Source organism: Chthoniobacter flavus Ellin428 (genome assembly GCF_000173075.1).
In the GTDB taxonomy this organism is placed as follows: Bacteria; Verrucomicrobiota; Verrucomicrobiia; order Chthoniobacterales; family Chthoniobacteraceae; genus Chthoniobacter; species Chthoniobacter flavus.
Genome location: NZ_ABVL01000018.1, coordinates 97,833 through 113,601, shown reverse-complemented (window position 1 = coordinate 113,601; position 15,769 = coordinate 97,833). Strand labels below are relative to the sequence as shown.

9 protein-coding genes and 1 pseudogene are annotated in these 15,769 nt (G+C 62.5%); 5 read left to right on the top strand and 5 right to left on the bottom strand.

What is annotated here, in order from left to right:
- Nucleotides 1-2: 2 nt before the first annotated feature.
- The 5 genes and pseudogenes from CFE428DRAFT_RS41320 to CFE428DRAFT_RS36130 all read left to right on the top strand — a co-directional run.
- Nucleotides 3-653 (top strand): annotated as a pseudogene (locus CFE428DRAFT_RS41320) (PP2C family protein-serine/threonine phosphatase); the annotation flags it as partial.
- 207 nt (nucleotides 654-860) lie between these two features.
- The gene (locus CFE428DRAFT_RS41315; protein WP_420196895.1) at nucleotides 861-1,625 is read left to right on the top strand and encodes a serine/threonine-protein kinase; all 765 of its coding nucleotides are present in this window, start codon (nucleotides 861-863) and stop codon (nucleotides 1,623-1,625) included.
- Nucleotide 1,626: 1 nt separating this feature from the next.
- Nucleotides 1,627-3,402 (top strand): sulfite reductase subunit alpha, encoded by a 1,776-nt coding sequence (locus tag CFE428DRAFT_RS23875; RefSeq protein ID WP_006982239.1) that lies wholly within the window; start codon nucleotides 1,627-1,629, stop codon nucleotides 3,400-3,402.
- A gap of 5 nt (nucleotides 3,403-3,407) precedes the next feature.
- Entirely contained in the window at nucleotides 3,408-5,135 is a 1,728-nt protein-coding gene (locus CFE428DRAFT_RS23870) for a NirA family protein (protein WP_006982238.1), read from the top strand.
- Nucleotides 5,136-5,137: 2 nt separating this feature from the next.
- Entirely contained in the window at nucleotides 5,138-8,911 is a 3,774-nt protein-coding gene (locus CFE428DRAFT_RS36130) for a DmsC/YnfH family molybdoenzyme membrane anchor subunit (protein ID WP_162145307.1), read from the top strand.
- A gap of 89 nt (nucleotides 8,912-9,000) precedes the next feature.
- Here the strand turns inward: CFE428DRAFT_RS36130 and CFE428DRAFT_RS23860 are convergent, their stop codons facing one another.
- The 5 genes from CFE428DRAFT_RS23860 to CFE428DRAFT_RS23840 form a co-directional block, all read right to left on the bottom strand.
- The gene (locus tag CFE428DRAFT_RS23860; RefSeq protein ID WP_006982236.1) at nucleotides 9,001-9,774 is read right to left on the bottom strand and encodes an SDR family NAD(P)-dependent oxidoreductase; all 774 of its coding nucleotides are present in this window, start codon (nucleotides 9,772-9,774) and stop codon (nucleotides 9,001-9,003) included.
- Between the two features lie 15 nt (nucleotides 9,775-9,789).
- A complete protein-coding gene (locus CFE428DRAFT_RS23855; RefSeq protein WP_006982235.1) occupies nucleotides 9,790-11,559 on the bottom strand; it encodes an IlvD/Edd family dehydratase in 1,770 nt (589 codons plus the stop codon).
- Complete coding sequence (locus CFE428DRAFT_RS23850) at nucleotides 11,556-13,037, bottom strand: NAD-dependent succinate-semialdehyde dehydrogenase (RefSeq protein ID WP_006982234.1); 1,482 nt, start codon at nucleotides 13,035-13,037, stop codon at nucleotides 11,556-11,558. The genes CFE428DRAFT_RS23855 and CFE428DRAFT_RS23850 overlap by 4 nt, the downstream gene beginning before the upstream one ends.
- 20 nt (nucleotides 13,038-13,057) lie before the next feature.
- On the bottom strand, nucleotides 13,058-14,203 hold the full coding sequence (locus tag CFE428DRAFT_RS23845; protein ID WP_006982233.1) for an iron-containing alcohol dehydrogenase: 1,146 nt from the start codon (nucleotides 14,201-14,203) through the stop codon (nucleotides 13,058-13,060).
- Between the two features lie 100 nt (nucleotides 14,204-14,303).
- Complete coding sequence (locus tag CFE428DRAFT_RS23840) at nucleotides 14,304-15,662, bottom strand: glycosyl hydrolase family 28 protein (protein WP_049975737.1); 1,359 nt, start codon at nucleotides 15,660-15,662, stop codon at nucleotides 14,304-14,306.
- Between the last annotated feature and the right edge of the window lie 107 nt (nucleotides 15,663-15,769).

The window sequence follows — 15,769 nt, the reverse complement described above, 5'->3', positions numbered from 1 at the left end:
TGATGAAAGTGAACCTGACCAGTTACGGCCTCCCGCGCGACGGCAAGGAATCGGAAGACGCCTTTGCCGTGAAGGCGTGGGACGAGACGGTGATCGCCGTGCTCGCCGACGGCACCGGCGCGGCGCGCCGGGGCCGCGAGGCTTCCGCGCGCATCGTGGAATCGCTGGTCAGCAACTACAGCGCGCGGCCCGAATCGTGGCCGCCGCAGAAGGCGCTCACCGAATTCACCCGGCTCATCAACCGCACCTTGCACCACGAATCCATGCTGCAGCACGACGCTCCCGAGATGATCTCCACGCTTTCTGTGGCGGTCATCGAGGGCAACCGTCTCTTCGGCCTGAACGTCGGCGACTCCCGCGTGTATCTCGCCCGCGGCGGCCAGCTCGCGCGGCTTTCTGAGGATCACGTGGATGAGCAAATGCGGCATGTCCTGCGCCGCGCGATCGGCCTCGCGCCGGATGTGGAGCCTTACTGCTTCGAGCGCGAGCTCAACGACGGGGACATCGCTTTCCTCTGCTCGGACGGCGTTTCGAACGTGCTCGATGAGAGCGAGCTCAACGCGCGCCTCGCGCAGCGTTACGCCGCGCGGGCGATCGTCCAGCACGCGCGTTCGGTGGCCAAACCCGAGCAACTCGACGACATGAGTGCGATCGTGATTGATATCGCAGAAACGGGTAAGCTGCGCGCCGTGAGCCAGCTCCCGCTCCATATCCCCGAGACATTGCAGAAGGGTGACGTGATCGATGGTTACGAACTCGTCCGCCCGTTTCAGCACAGCGATCGCGTGTGGCTTGCGACCAAGGATGGCCAGCGCTGGACGCTGAAGTTCGCGCCGCTGGAAGCGCGGGACAGCGAGGCGGTGTTGCATCAGTTCATCAAGGAAACCTGGAATGCCACCCGTCTCGGCGGTGCCTTTTTCGTAGAGGCCGTGGTGCCCGAAAAGCGCACCGCCCACTACTACGTCATGGAGTTCGTCGAGGCACCGAGCCTGCGCATGCTCTTGAAGGCGCGGCCGCTGGCGGTGGATGAAGCGGTGGAGCTCGGCAAGTTTCTCGTCGAGGCTTCGCAGTTTTTGCTGCGGTGCGACCTGGTGCACGGCGACATCAAGCCGGAGAACATCCTCGTCATCACCGGCTACGACCGGCTGAGTTTCAAGCTTGTCGATCTCGGCAGCGCGACGGAAATCTTTTCCATCACTTCGCGGGCCGGCACGGCCAGCTATCTCGCGCCCGAGCGTTTCCGCCAGGCCCCAATCTCCGAGCGCACGGAAGTTTTCGCCATCGGTGTGACGCTTTACGAAGCGCTGACCCGTTCCTTCCCCTATGGCGAAATCGAACGGTTCCAGACGCCGGTGTTTAATAAGGCGAAGGCGCCGGTTCGCTTGAATCCCAATCTCCCGCCGTGGCTGGATTCCCTGATCCTACGCGCGCTCGCGGTGATCCCGGAACGCCGCTACCAGCACTATTCCGAAGTCGCGTTTGACCTCGCTCACCCGGAAAAGGTCGAGCCGTTTTATCAGGAACCCGGCGGTGGAAAATGCACTCCCCTGCGCTTTTACCAGACCGGCTTTTTCATCCTCCTCGCCCTCACCCTCTACCTCCTCGCCAAATTATTGCATCACTGACATGAATAAGATTCCGTTTATCCCAGAAAACGCCCCGTTCTCCCCCGAACAGCGCCTCTGGCTCAACGGTTATCTCGCCGGTATGTTCTCCGACGCCAGCATGGCGGAGAGCGCCCTGGCGGGCCTGCCCTCCGGACCCGCCGCACCGGCCAAGCCCCTGGTCGTTTTCTACGGCAGCCAGACCGGCACCGCAGAAGGCCTCGCGAAAAAGACCTCGAAAGAAGCGGTGAAGCGCGGCTTTGCGCCGAAGCTCGTGGACATGGCGAAATACGAAACCGTCGACCTCACCAAGGAGGAAAACGTCCTGGTGATCACGAGCACTTACGGTGACGGCGAACCGCCGGACAACGCGCAGGCGTTCTGGAATTACCTCCAGGGCGAAGCCGCGCCGCCGCTCGCCCACCTCCACTATTCGGTTCTCGCGCTGGGCGATACGAACTATTCGGCGTTCTGCCAGTTCGGCAAGAACTGCGATGAGCGCCTCGAGAAGCTCGGTGCAAAGCGTGTGCATCCGCGCGTGGATTGCGATGTCGATTACGAAACGCCCGCGAAAGAGTGGACGGAAGGCGTCTTCGCGGCGCTTTCCTCTTCCTCGGACACTCCCGCTCTCACCTCCGGCGAAGCGGACGCCTCCACGGAGGAGGCTCCGCAAGGCTGGTCGAAGAAGAATCCCTTCCCGGCCCGCCTGCTGGCGAATCGCCTGCTCAATGCCGACGGTTCCGGCAAGGAAGTGCGACACTATGAAATCTCACTCGCCGGCTCGGGACTCAGCTACGAAGTCGGTGACGCGCTCGGCGTGATGCCGGCGAACTGCGGTGCGCTCGTTCACGATGTGCTCGAGGCGCTGGGTTGCGACGGGGAAGAAGCGGTGACGACGCCGGAGGGCACCGAGACTTCGCTCCGCCTGGCGCTTACCCAGCAGTATGACATCACGCGGCCGACGCCAGACCTGCTCAAGGCGGCCGGCGAGCGTGGCGCCGCGGGCGGTGAACTGGCCGCGCTGCTGGATCCAGCGCGCAAGGACGATTTGAAGAAGTGGCTGTGGGGCCGCGAGATCATCGACGTGATTGGCGGACTCACCCAGCCCTTTGCCGCGGCGGAACTCACCGGCTTGCTGAAGAAGCTGCAGCCGCGTTTGTATTCCATCTCCTCCAGCCCGAAGGCGCATCCCGATGAGGTGCATCTCACGGTGGCGGCGGTGCGCTACGATGGCTATGGACGCAATCGCAAAGGCGTATGCTCGACCTTCCTCGCGGATCGGTGCGCGGATAATACACCGGTGCCGGTCTTCGTTCAGACTTCTCATGGCTTCCGCCTGCCGGAGAATGGCGACGTGCCGGTGATCATGTGCGGCCCGGGCACAGGCATCGCGCCCTTCCGCGCTTTTCTCGAGGAACGCCGTGCGACCGGGGCGAAAGGAGGCAACTGGCTCTTCTTCGGCGATCAGAAGCGTTCGACGGATTTCCTCTATCAGGAGCAGCTCGAGGGCTGGGTGAGCGATGGTCACCTGACGCGGCTCGACCTCGCCTTTTCCCGTGATCAGGCGGAAAAAATCTATGTGCAGAACCGCATGTTGGAAAATGCGGCGGAACTTTGGTCTTGGTTGGACAGCGGCGCCCACTTCTACGTCTGCGGCGATGCGAGCCGCATGGCGAAGGACGTGGACGCCGCGCTCCACCAGGTCGCGGAAACGGCCGGCGGATTGAGCAAGGAAGCCGCCGCCGAGTTCATCCAGAAACTGAAATCGGAAAAGCGCTATCAGCGCGACGTCTATTGATTTTTATGAGCACCGCCAGTCTGCCCATCAGCAACATCAACGGTCAGCCGTTGAACGAGGAACAAATGAGATACCTCACCGGCTTCTTTGCCGGTGTGGCGGCGCGTGGCCAACGCTTCAGCGATGTGGAAGCTCCGCCGATCTTGGCGAAGAGCATTGCGCATGAGGACCTCGTTTTCGAAGAGCGGGTGAAGAAGGAGCTGCATCCGCTGGATGCGTATCCGCTGCTGCTCGAACACGCGGCGTCGAACAAGGCGCCGGAGAAGGAAGAAGTTTTCCGTTTCAAGTGGAACGGCCTCTTCTACCTCAGCCCGAACAAGGAAGCGTTCATGGCGCGCCTGCGGATTCCGGGCGGCCAGTTGCGCACATTCCAATTGCGGGAGTTGGCGAATATCGCCAAGCAACTCACCACCGGTTACGTGCAAATTACCACCCGGGCGAATCTGCAGATGCGGCTCATCCAGCCGAAGGACACGCCGGAGTTCCTGCACCGCATTCAGTCCGTCGGGCTGCACGCGCGCGGCTCGGGTGCGGATAATATCCGCAACCTGACCGCCAACCCGACCGCGGGTGTCGATCCGCACGAGCTGATCGACGTGATGCCGCTGTGTCACGAGATGGGACAGATCATCCTGAACGATCGCTCGTTCTACGATCTGCCGCGGAAGTTCAATATCGCTTACGATGGTGGTGGCTTGATTGGCACGGTCGAGGATACGAACGATGTCGGCTGCAAGGCCGTGAAGATGGGCGAAGAGATCTTCTTCCGCATCGCGCTCGGTGGCGCGACAGGCCACAAGGCCTTTGCGCGCGATCTCGGGGTGCTCGTGAAACCGGAGGAACTCAACAAGGTCGTTTCGGCGATCGTGCGAGTTTACATCGAGCATGGCAACCGCGGGGACCGCAAGAAGGCACGGCTCAAGCACCTGTTGGAGAAATGGACGCTCGAACAGTATCTCGAGGAAACGGAAAAACTGCTGGGCTATCAGTTGCAGCGCGTGCCGCTCGATCCTGCGTTGATCGAGTATCCGGGACAGAAACTCCCGCACTCGCATGTCGGTGTCTATCCGCAGAAGCAGAAAGGGCTGAACTATGTCGGCGTGGCGATGCCGGTGGGGCAGATTACGCCCAAGCAGATGATCCGTATCGCGGAGATCGCCGATCTCTACGGTTCCGGTGAAATCCGCCTCACCGTATGGCAGAACTTCGTCATCCCGAATGTCCCGGATCACTTCGTCGCTACGGTGAAGAAGGCGTTGCGGAAGATTGGTTTCGACACGCAGCAATCGAATCTGCGCAGCGGCATCATTGCCTGCACGGGCAACTCGTATTGCAAATTCGCGCAGGCGAATACCAAGGGTCACGCGATGGAACTCGCGGACTACCTCGACAAGCGCATCAAGCTCGATCAACCGGTGAACATTCATCTCACCGGTTGCCCGCACTCCTGCGCGCAACACTACATGGGCGACATCGGCTTGCTCGGCACGAAGGCCAAGATCGCGGGCGAAAGCGTGGACGGGTACCACATTTTCGTGGGCGGTGGCTTTGGAGCGAGCCAGGCGGTCGGACGCCAGGTCTTCAACGCGATCGATTTCGAAAGCGCGAAGCCGCTGGTGGAAAAAATGCTGCGCGGCTACCTGCGCCATCGCGAGGGGAATGAAACCTTCCAGGCCTTCACCGCGCGCCACGATTTGAACGCATTGCAAGGCATCTTCAGTAACGAGGAATGACATTGGCCAACTCGCAAGAGTCCGGAAAATCCGATCATCTGCGCACGCTCATCGACGAACTGCTCGACGAGCAGCAACGGTTGACGGCGGTCGAGCGCTTTGCCCGGAAACATGAGCGCGGCGAGGTGCCGGCGCAGGAGCGTTACTATCGTGACCTGATCCCGCAGACCAAGCCCGGTCCCGGCCAGCAGTATGCCTTTGCCGTCGATCTCGACGCTTGCACGGGATGCAAGGCGTGCGTGAGCGCATGCCATTCGCTGAACGGCCTCGAGGAACACGAAATGTGGCGCAGCGTTGGGCTGCTGCATGGCGAATCCTATCGGCAGACGGTCACCACCGCGTGCCACCATTGCGTGGAGCCGGCGTGCCTCGAAGGCTGTCCGGTGATGGCCTACGACAAGGATGCGGAGACGGGCATCGTGCGGCATCTCGATGACCAGTGCATCGGTTGCCAGTACTGCATCCTGAAGTGTCCCTACGATGTGCCGCAGTATTCCGAACGGCTCGGCATCGTGCGCAAATGCGACATGTGCACCGGCCGGCTCAGTGCGGGCGAAGCGCCCGCTTGTGTTCAAGCCTGCCCGCATGAAGCGATCAAGATCGAGTTGGTCGACCGCGCGGAAGTCGTGCGCCTGGCCGAACCGGGAGTGGCGATGATTCCCGGGGCGTTCGAATCGAACTATACCAAGCCGACGACGCGGTTCTCTTCCAGGAATCCGCTGCCGGTGAGTGCGGAAGCGGCTGACGAATCCGCGTTGCGCCTCGAGCATGCCCACTGGCCGCTGATCTGGATGCTGCTGCTCACGCAGATGGGCGTCGGTCTTTTTGTCATGCAGACATTGATGCCGGGCGTGCGCTCGGTCGGGTTGGTCGGATGGGTCGCCTTGCATCTGGGGCTCGCCGTTTCCGTCCTGCATTTGGGACGTCCCATGGGCGCCTGGCGTTTCTTCCTCGGGTTGCGTACCTCGTGGATGAGCCGTGAGATTCTCGCTTTCGGCATCTTCTCGATGGTGTCTACGCTCACGGTGGCGACGATGCTTTTTCCGCCCACGCGTTTTCTCGCGCCGTGGATCGCCGGTTTCAACGCGGTCCTCGGTCTTGCCGGAGTTTTCACTTCGGCGATGATTTACATCGATACCCGTCGTCCATATTGGTCGACGCGGCTGACCATTCCGCGGTTCTTTGGGACGACTCTCGCCCTGGGCGCTGCCGCTGGCGCGGTGGTGCTATCCTGCTTCGGCACTGCCGCGGACGCGCACGTGGCCATTGGATTGGCCATGGCTGTGCGGATGGCTTTGGTGGTCTGGGAAAGCATGCACGAAGTGCCGAAGGCCGCGCGCACGATGTTGCGCCTGCTGCCGTGGGCGCGAAGTGACGATGCTCAATCTCGCGCTGGCCATGGCGGCCAGTGTGGTGGCGATGTTTACCGCGTTTCCCATCGCCGTTTGGGCCACCGTGGTGGTGCTGGCCAGCACCTTTGCATCGTCGTTGATGGAGCGTTACAGCTTTTTCACCACGTGTCCGGCGCCGCGCATGCCGGGAGGAGTTTCACCATGAATGCCCTGGTCAATACGATTGCGCCGCTGTTGCGGCAATGGCAGGGACCACTGACCGAAGAGTTGGTCCGCTCGCCGGGCCGCTTCGGCCTGGGACAGGTGCCCGAACGACTGGCGCCCGATAGCACCACGACGATGGTCTGTGGCTTTTGTTCCACGGGCTGCGGCTTGAAGGTCCACCTCAAGGGTGGCAAGGCGATCAATCTCAGCGCCGAGACCGATTACCCGGTGAATCTCGGCATGGCCTGTCCCAAGGGCTGGGAAGCTCTGACGCCGCTCTCCGCGCCGGATCGTGCGACGACTCCGATGCTGCGGAACGAAAAGACGGGCGTGCTCGAACCCATCGATTGGGAACGTGCCCTCGTGCTGTTCTGCGAGCGTTTCAAGGAGATCAAACGCAAGCACGGCGCGGAGTCGTGCGCATTTCTTTCCAGCGGCCAGATCGTGACTGAAGAGATGGCGTTGCTCGGCGCGTTGTGGAAGTTCGGCATGGGTTTCATCCACTGCGATTCCAATACGCGGCAGTGCATGGCGACCTCGCACGTGGCCTACAAGCAGTCGTTCGGCTTCGATGCGCCGCCCTTCACCTACGCCGATTTCGAGGAAAGCGACGTGCTCGTTTTCGTTGGTTCGAATCCGTGCATCGCGCATCCGATCATGTGGCAGCGTGTGATGCGTAATCAGAATCGGCCGGAAATCATTGTCGTCGATCCGCGCAAGACCGAGACGGCGATGGCTGCGACGCAGCACTACCCGATCCAGCCGAAGAGCGATCTCGTGTTGCTCTACGGCCTGGCGAATATTCTCGCGGCGAGTGGCTGGATCGATCGCGATTTCATCGCGCAACACACCACCGGGTTTGCCGAATTTGCGGAATTCATCACGCAATTCACCACCGAGCGGGTCGCGGCGGAGACGGGACTGACCGAGGATGATCTGTGGCATCTCGCGCAGACGATCCATGACGGCAAGCGCGTCTCTTTCTGGTGGACGATGGGCGTAAACCAGGGCCACGAGAGCACCCGCACCGCGCAGGCGATCATCAACCTCGCGCTGATGACCGGCAATATCGGACGGCCTGGCACTGGGGCGAATTCCATCACCGGACAATGCAATGCGATGGGTTCGCGGCTCTACGCGAATATCACGAGTCTGATGGGAGGGCACGACGCGGCAAAAGAGGCGGATCGCGAGAAAATCGCGAAGGTGCTGGGCATCGACGAGAGCGTGATCCCCAGGCAACCGGCGATGGCTTACGATCAAATCGTCGAAGGCATCCGCGAAGGAAAGATCAAAGGACTCTGGGTGCTTGGGACGAATTCCTCACACTCGTGGACGCAGCAAAAGGAATTCAACGAGCTCCTGAGCAAGCTGGATTTCCTCGTGGTGCAGGATCTCTATCACACGACCGCGACGGCACAGCATGCGGATCTGGTGCTGCCTGCGGCGGGTTGGGGCGAGAAAGAAGGCACGTTCATCAACTCCGAACGCCGCATCGGCCTCGTGAAGAAGGTAGCCAAGGCGCCGGGCCAGGCGCTCGCGGATTTCCACATCCTTCAGCTCATCGCTCACTACTGGGGATGCAGCGGGATGTTCGCGCGCTGGGCTTCGCCGGAGGCGGCCTTTGAATTGCTGAAAGAGATTTCCCGTGGAAAGCCGTGCGATATCTCCGGCATCGAGGATTACCACATGATCGACGCGCGCGGCGGCATCCAGTGGCCGTTGCCGGAAGGCTCTGCGCCGCCTGAGACGGAGCGTCGTTTGTTTGCCGACGGGCGGTTCTATCACGCCGATGGTCGCGCGCGTTTCCTATACGATCTGCCGCGGCCTGCGCCGGAGATGGCGGATGCGGAGTATCCGTTCATCCTGCTCAGCGGACGCGGAAGTTCGGCGCAGTGGCACACCGGTACGCGCACGGATAAGTCCGACGTGCTGCGGCAACTCGCCCCGAAGAGCATTTACATCGAGATGAATCCCGTGGATGCACGGCGGCTCGGCATCGAGACCGGCGATTCGGTGCGCGTGACCTCACGCAATGCGGAAATCATGGCGAGCGCCTTCGTGACGCCGACCGTCGCCGAAGGGCAGGCGTTCATCCCGATGCACTACGAAGTGATGAACCAACTCGTGTCTACTGTCCTCGACCCGCATTCGCGCCAGCCCAGTTTCAAATGCTGTGCGGTGCGGCTCGCGGCGGTCACGCAGTGGGCCGCGCCTTGAATCGGAGGGATGCGCTCCTGCGCGTTCCCTGTTTGCGGGGCGGGCGAAAGAAAAGCGTGGGAACGCGCAGGAGCGCGTCCCTCCGATGTTTAGCGTAGCGTCAGCGTGCCTCCATCCACCGGCAGGCCAATGCCCGTAATGAACGAAGCCTCATCGCAGCAAAGGAAAAGCGCGGCGGCGGCGACTTCTTCGGGTTCGCCCATACGACCGATCGGCTGGGTCTTCGAAAGCTTCTCGAACATTTCCGCTTCACGCCCAGGATAGTTCTTGGCGATGAAACCATCGACGAAAGGTGTATGCACACGCCCAGGAAGGAGCGCGTTGCAGCGGACACCCTTGTCGAGGAAGTCCTTGGCCACGGAGTAGGTCATCGAGAGCACCGCGCCCTTGCTGGTGGCGTAGGCGAAGCGGTCGGTGATGGCCATGACCGAGACCGTCGAGGCGAGATTGACGATGCAGCCACCGCCGTCGACGACCATGAATTTCAAGGCGGCCCGCAGGCAATTGGCCGGGCCGAAAACATTCACCCGTTGCACGCGCTCAAAGTCTTCCGGCGTGGTGCTCAAGGCATTGCCAACATGGGCGACGCCGGCGTTGTTGATGAGGATGTGAATGCGGCCACGACGGGCGTGAATGCGGCCGGTGACTTCCTCGACGGCTTTGACATCCGTGACGTCGCAGGCTTCGGCCGCGACCGTTCCGCCGGCCGCGCGGATTTCTTCCACGGCGCGACTCATCTCGTCGGTGTTGCGGTCGAGGATTTCCACGATGGCGCCTTCGCTGGCGAAGAGGCGGGCGATGGCGAGGCCGATACCGGAGGCGCCTCCGGTGATGATGGCGGTTTTGGACGTGAGCTTGGGCATGGGTCGAGGGGGTGGTCAGTGATTGTGGCGCGGTACGGTGTGGCAGACGCCGCGGTATGCGCAGGCAAAGTCAAAGCAGCCGCCAGTGTCAAGCTGGCCGACGTGCGCGCGGTAAAGTTGTTGCCACGGGGTGGCGGTGGCCGGTGGTGCAGGCGGAACATCCAGGGCGCGGCGTTGCCATTCTTCCTCGGACACGATGGCGTCGACGCGGCGGGCACGCAGGTCGACGCGCACGCGGTCGCCGGTGCGGAGTCGCGATAGACCGCCACCCGCGGCGGACTCGGGCGAAGCATTGAGAATGGACGGGCTGGCCGAGGTGCCGCTCTGGCGGCCGTCGCCGAGCGTGGGCAACTCGGTGATGCCGGCGCGCAGCAGCGCGTCGGGCGGTTGCATGTTCACTACTTCGCCGGAAGCGGGAAAGCCGATGACCCCACAGCCACGCACGACGAGCATGGTATGTTCATCGATGCCGAGCGACGCATCATTGATGCGCGCGTGATAATCCTCCGGGCCATCGAAGACGACCGCGCGACACTCGAAGGTATCCTCCGCGCCGGGCGCGCTGAGATAGCGGAGACGGAAATTTTCGCTGATCACGCTGGTCTTGATCAGCGCGGAGTCGAAGAGATTGCTCTGCAGCACGAGGAAGCCGGCGCGCTCGCGCAGAGGTGCGTTGAAGGGCTTGATGATTTCGCCGTCCGGGAAAGGCGCGGCGGCCACGTTTTCTCCAAGAGTGCGGCCGGTGACGGTGAGCGCACTGCCGTCGAGATGACCGGCGGTGAGTAGTTCGCGCAGCACCACCGGCAGGCCGCCCGCGCGATGGAAGTCTTCGCCGAGATATTTGCCGGCGGGTTGGCAATTGACGAGCAACGGCAGCGCATAGCCCTCCGTTTCCCAATCCTGCATGTCCAGTTCGATGCCGGCGTGACGGGCGATGGCGATGAGGTGTGGCGGACAATTCGTCGAGCCGCCGATGGCGGTGTTGACGCGGATCGCATTGAGCAGCGCCGCCCGGGTGAGGATGCGCGAGGGGCGCAAATCCTCCTCCACGAGTCGCACCACGGCTTTGCCCGTCGCATGCGCCATCTGACCGCGTTCCCGCCAGGGGGCCGGAATGCTGGCGGTGCCCGGCAGCGCCATGCCCATCGCTTCCGCGAGGCAATTCATCGAGAGCGCAGTGCCCATGGTGTTGCAATGGCCGGGACTGGGCGCGGCGCCGGCGAGCATTTGCAGAAATTGCGCATCATCGATCTCGCCCGCGGCGCGGAGCTGACGCGCCCTCCAGGTGACGGTGCCGGCCCCGGCCGGCTGGCCGTCCAGATAGCTGTTGATCATCGGGCCGCCGTTGAAGATGAGCGAAGGCACATCGGTCGTGGCGGCGGCCATGATCGCGGCGGGTGTGGTCTTGTCGCAGCCGGTGGTGAAGACGACGCCATCGAGCGGATAACCGTGCAGGATTTCGACCAGGCCGAGGTAGGCGAGGTTGCGATCGAGCGCGGCGGTGGGACGACGGATCGATTCCTGCAGCGGGTGCATTGGAAAGACGAGCGGCAGGCCGCCCGCGTCGCGCACGCCGTCGGCGATCCGCGCAACGGTTTGCAAGTGGATGCGATTGCAGGGCGTGATGTCGCTTCCGCATTGCGCGATCCCAATGATCGGGCGTCCGCTTTGTAGTTCCTCCGGCGTGAGGCCGTAGTTCAGAAAGCGCTCGAGGTAGAGCGCGGTCATGCCGGGATTTTCCGGATCGTTCCACCAGGATTCGCTACGATAGCGGCGGTTCTTCATGCGTGATCGAAAGTGGGTTTAGGCATCGAGATGACCTGGGTATCGAGAAATTCGCGGATGCCTTCGACGCCGCCTTCCGAGCCGAGGCCGCTCATCTTCACGCCGCCAAAGGGAATCTCGGCTTTCAGCGGCCGCCATTCGTTGACGCCAACGATGCCGACCTCGAGACCGGAAGCGACGGCGCGGCAGAGCGACAGGTCGCGGCCATAGACGTAGGCGGCGAGACCGTAGGGCGTTTCGTTGGCGCGCCGCACCGCGTCGGCGACGGTGGCGTAACTCAGTAGCGAAATAACCGGGCCGAATACTTCATCGCGGGCGAGAGGCATTTCATCGCGCACGCCGGTGACGAGAGTCAGCGGAGCGAAACTGCCCTCGCGAAGCGAAGGGTCGCGCTCGAAAGAGCGGTTTTCGCAAACGATGCGCGCACCATCGGTTTGCGCGCGGGTGACCAGCGCGCCGACTTCTTCGCAGGCCTTGCGGTGAATGAGCGGGCCGGCGTCGACACCATCGGCGAGTCCGTTGCCGACCTGGGCGGCAGCGAGCCGTGAGGCGACCTTTTCGGTGAAGGCGGCTTCAACGTCGGCGTGGATGAACACGCGATTGGCGGTGACACAGACCTGGCCGGAGCAAAGGAGTTTCACGTGCACGAGCTCATCCGCGGCGAAATCGAGATCGGCGTCCGGCAGGACGATGAACGGCGCATTGCCGCCGAGTTCGAAGGAAAGCCGCTTGATGCCGCCGGCTGCCCGGCTCATGAGCGCACTGCCGGTGGCGGTGGAACCGGTGAGGCTAAGGACACGCACGGCGGGATGCTCGGCGAGAACGCCGCCAACCACCGATCCGGAACCTGGAACGATTTGCAACACGCCCGGTGGCAATCCTGCTTCGGCGAGCAAGGGCGCCGTGGCGAGGGCGATGAGCGGAGTCAATTCCGCCGGTTTCCAGATGGCCGTGCACCCCGCCGCAAGCGAAGCGGCGACTTTTTTCGCGCCTTGGGCCAGGGGAAAGTTCCAAGGCGTGATTAGCCCGGCGACGCCGGCGGGTTTGGTCTCAACGAAAAATTCGCGGCCCGGTGCGGGGTGTGGTGCGAGACGGCCGGATACGCGCCTCGCCTCCTCGCCGAACCACTGGAAAAAGCTCGCGGCATAATCCACTTCGCCGGCGGCCTGCGCGTAGGGTTTGCCTTGTTCGGCGGAGAGCAACCGGGCGAAGGCGTCCTTGCGTTCGATCAATAATACTGCGGTGCGTTTGAGGATTTCACCCCGCGTGGCAGCCGGAGTTTCGCGCCACGATTTCTGCGCTTTGACGACGCCCTCGATGGCGCGTTGCACAGTAGCGGCGTCGGCCCGGATCACGTCGGCCAGATGCGCGCAGGTGGCGGGATTGGAGACGGTGAACGTTTCGCTCGGCGAAGGATGGAACCATTGGCCGTCGAGCCAGGGGCGCGGTTCGAACCAGAAGTCAGGAACGGTTTTCATCGGCTTCGTCGAGGTTGCTTTTACGCAAGCACCGCGCGGTACATGCGGGCCGCGTCTGCTTCCGTCACGTCGCGTGGGTTGGGATCCATCAGTCGGCGGATGGCCACGGCATCTCGCGCCATGGTGGCGATGGCCTCGTCCGAAACAGGCGTTTGCGCGAGACGCGCGCTCAGGCCGATGGCCTTGGCCACCGTGTCGAGGCGCGCGGCGAAATCGGTCGGTTGCATCAAACCCCAACCGAGTGCGACGCTGAGTTCGGCGAAGGCAGTCCCGCAATTTGGCGCATTGTGCCGCATCATCTCACCCGCGAAGCAGCCAGTGATGACCCCGTGCGGAATGTGAAACTGTCCGCCCAAGGGCAACGCGAGTGCATGGACGGCGCAGCAGGAGGAATTGGCAAAGGCCATCCCTGCGAGGTGCGAGCCGATGGCCATGCCATCGCGCGCGGCGCGATTGCCCGGTTCGCGGCAGACCACTTCGAGTGAGCGGCCAATGTATTTCACCGCTTCCAAAGCCAGACCGCGGGCCAGGGGCGTGGCGACCTTCGCGATGTACGCCTCGATGGCGTGCACGAGCGCGTCCATGCCCGCTGCCGCAGTGACCGCCGCCGGCAGGCCATCAGTCAGTGCCGGATCGACGATGGCGATATCGGCGAGGATATTGGGATCGACAACGCCGATTTTATTTCCGCTTTCCGGGTCGGTGAGGATGGAGACGAAAGTGGCTTCGGAGCCCGTGCCCGCCGTGGTCGGAATCAGCACCGTAGGAATGCCGCGCCCGCCGGCTTTCCCAATGCCGACAAATTCTCGCGCAGGTTTTCCGTGGTGCGCGACGAGCGACGCGACCTTGGCCGTATCCATGACGCTGCCGCCACCGAGTGCAATGACCGTATCCGCTTTCGCCGCCACGATCTGCGCGGCCACACGGTCCACCGTATCGATGGGCGGTTCTGGAGCGACATCCGTAAAGACACCGGCGAGCAAGCCGGCCGCTTCCAGCGGAGCGGTGAAAGCCTGGACGAGGCCGGCGCCTTTGACGCCTTCATCGCTGACGACAAAAGCCCTGCGCAGATCCTTTTGCGTGAGGGTATTGGCGAGATTGCCGCTCGAACCGCGGCCAAAAATGACACGGCGCGGCAAATGATTTTCGAAGGGGCGCGGGAACATGGTTTCGGGGGGAAGTCGCCAACCCTACTAAAGGGCGGCGGCGGCATCTATCGCATTTGTCGTCAATTCTAGGCGAGCGGATTAGCCGGAATGGCCTGACTTAAGGGGCAATCGTGACACCGCTCACGAACGCGTTTTGGCGCACGTCGCTTGGCTTTAGTTCGCGCTGGCCGACGATGACGTGTTCGAAGTGCACATCGTGCACCGCATGGTCGGCGTCGAAGCCGACGAGATCGGCGTAGGGACTGGAGATGGGAGTCACGGACTCGATATTCTTGAAGGTCACGCCGTCGATATGCCCGCGCTCGCTTTCCTTGCTCCACACCGCCTTGCCGATCCAGACCGACATGAGCCGCCGCGCTTCTTCGATGCGGATGTGATCGAAGGTGACATTTTTGACCGGCGCGGAATCGCAATGATAGACGCGGAGCAACCATTCGCGCCCCTTGTCGTGAATGACGTCGCAGTCCGTGAAGAGCACGTTGGTCAGCGGTTCGCGCAATTCCGCGCCGAGGCTGAGGGCGTGGGCGAATTCATTCCACAGGACACAATTCTTCACCGTGACGTCGCGCAACTCGCCCTGGCCTTTGTCCGTTTTCAGCACGACGAGATCATCGAAGGTGCGCAGGAAAGAACCGGTGACTTCCACCTGCCGGCTGTTGCAAAGATCCATCCCATCCGAGTTGCCGCGCCAGCCGAAGATTTTCACATTCTCGATCTTTACCCGATCCGAGCGCCGGACGGGCAGGGTGAAGCCGCTCGAGTCGCGCAAGGTGACGCCTTCCACGTGGATGTCGCTGCCGACGACGGCGACGATCGATCGCGTATGCCAGGGGCAAAGGCTGCCGTCGATGATACCACGGCCGCGCAGGGTAATATTCGCGCCTTGGAGTCGGAAGATCGGGTCGTGTGGGTTATTGCCACCCCCATCGCCATAGACGATGGCGCCCCCGGCGACGTAGACCGTTTGGCCGGCGTTAACCGTCATGCTTTGCACGTGGTGAACGCCGGGGCCGAAGTAGATGACCTTGGGATCCTTCGGATCGGGAATATCTTTCTCGACTGGATCGACGAACAGATGGAGCGAGTGAATCCAGTCGCCATTCACCTCGATGGTCAATGGTCCCGGCTTGTTGACGGTGAAAGTGAGTGTCTTGCCGGAAACCTCCGGGCGCAGGCCCGAGGTGATGGGAAGCACGTTGACGCTCTTCACCTCTTCATTGCAAGTGACTGTGACTTTCGCCTGGCCCTCCAGATCGAAGGAGGCGAACGCGGTGGTCGTCGTCTGACTCTCCACGGGTGGGCCGAGGCGTTTCCGTTCCTCGGCGGAAAGTGAGCAAACGCGTGCGAGATAGACCGGGACATTGGCTTGCTCCGCCCTCACCTTGAATTGCGCGGAGAGCGGTTCGCCCTCGGGGGCGGGAGAGACGTGCACCTTGTTTTCCGCGCGTGCCGACATCGCGAAAAGCAGCGCCCCAAAAATCGCAGCGAGGCAGGATATCGGAGTTTTCGTGTTTCTCGTTTTCATTTAGGAGAGGCCAAGTAAAGCGGATCGCGTTCGTTCGT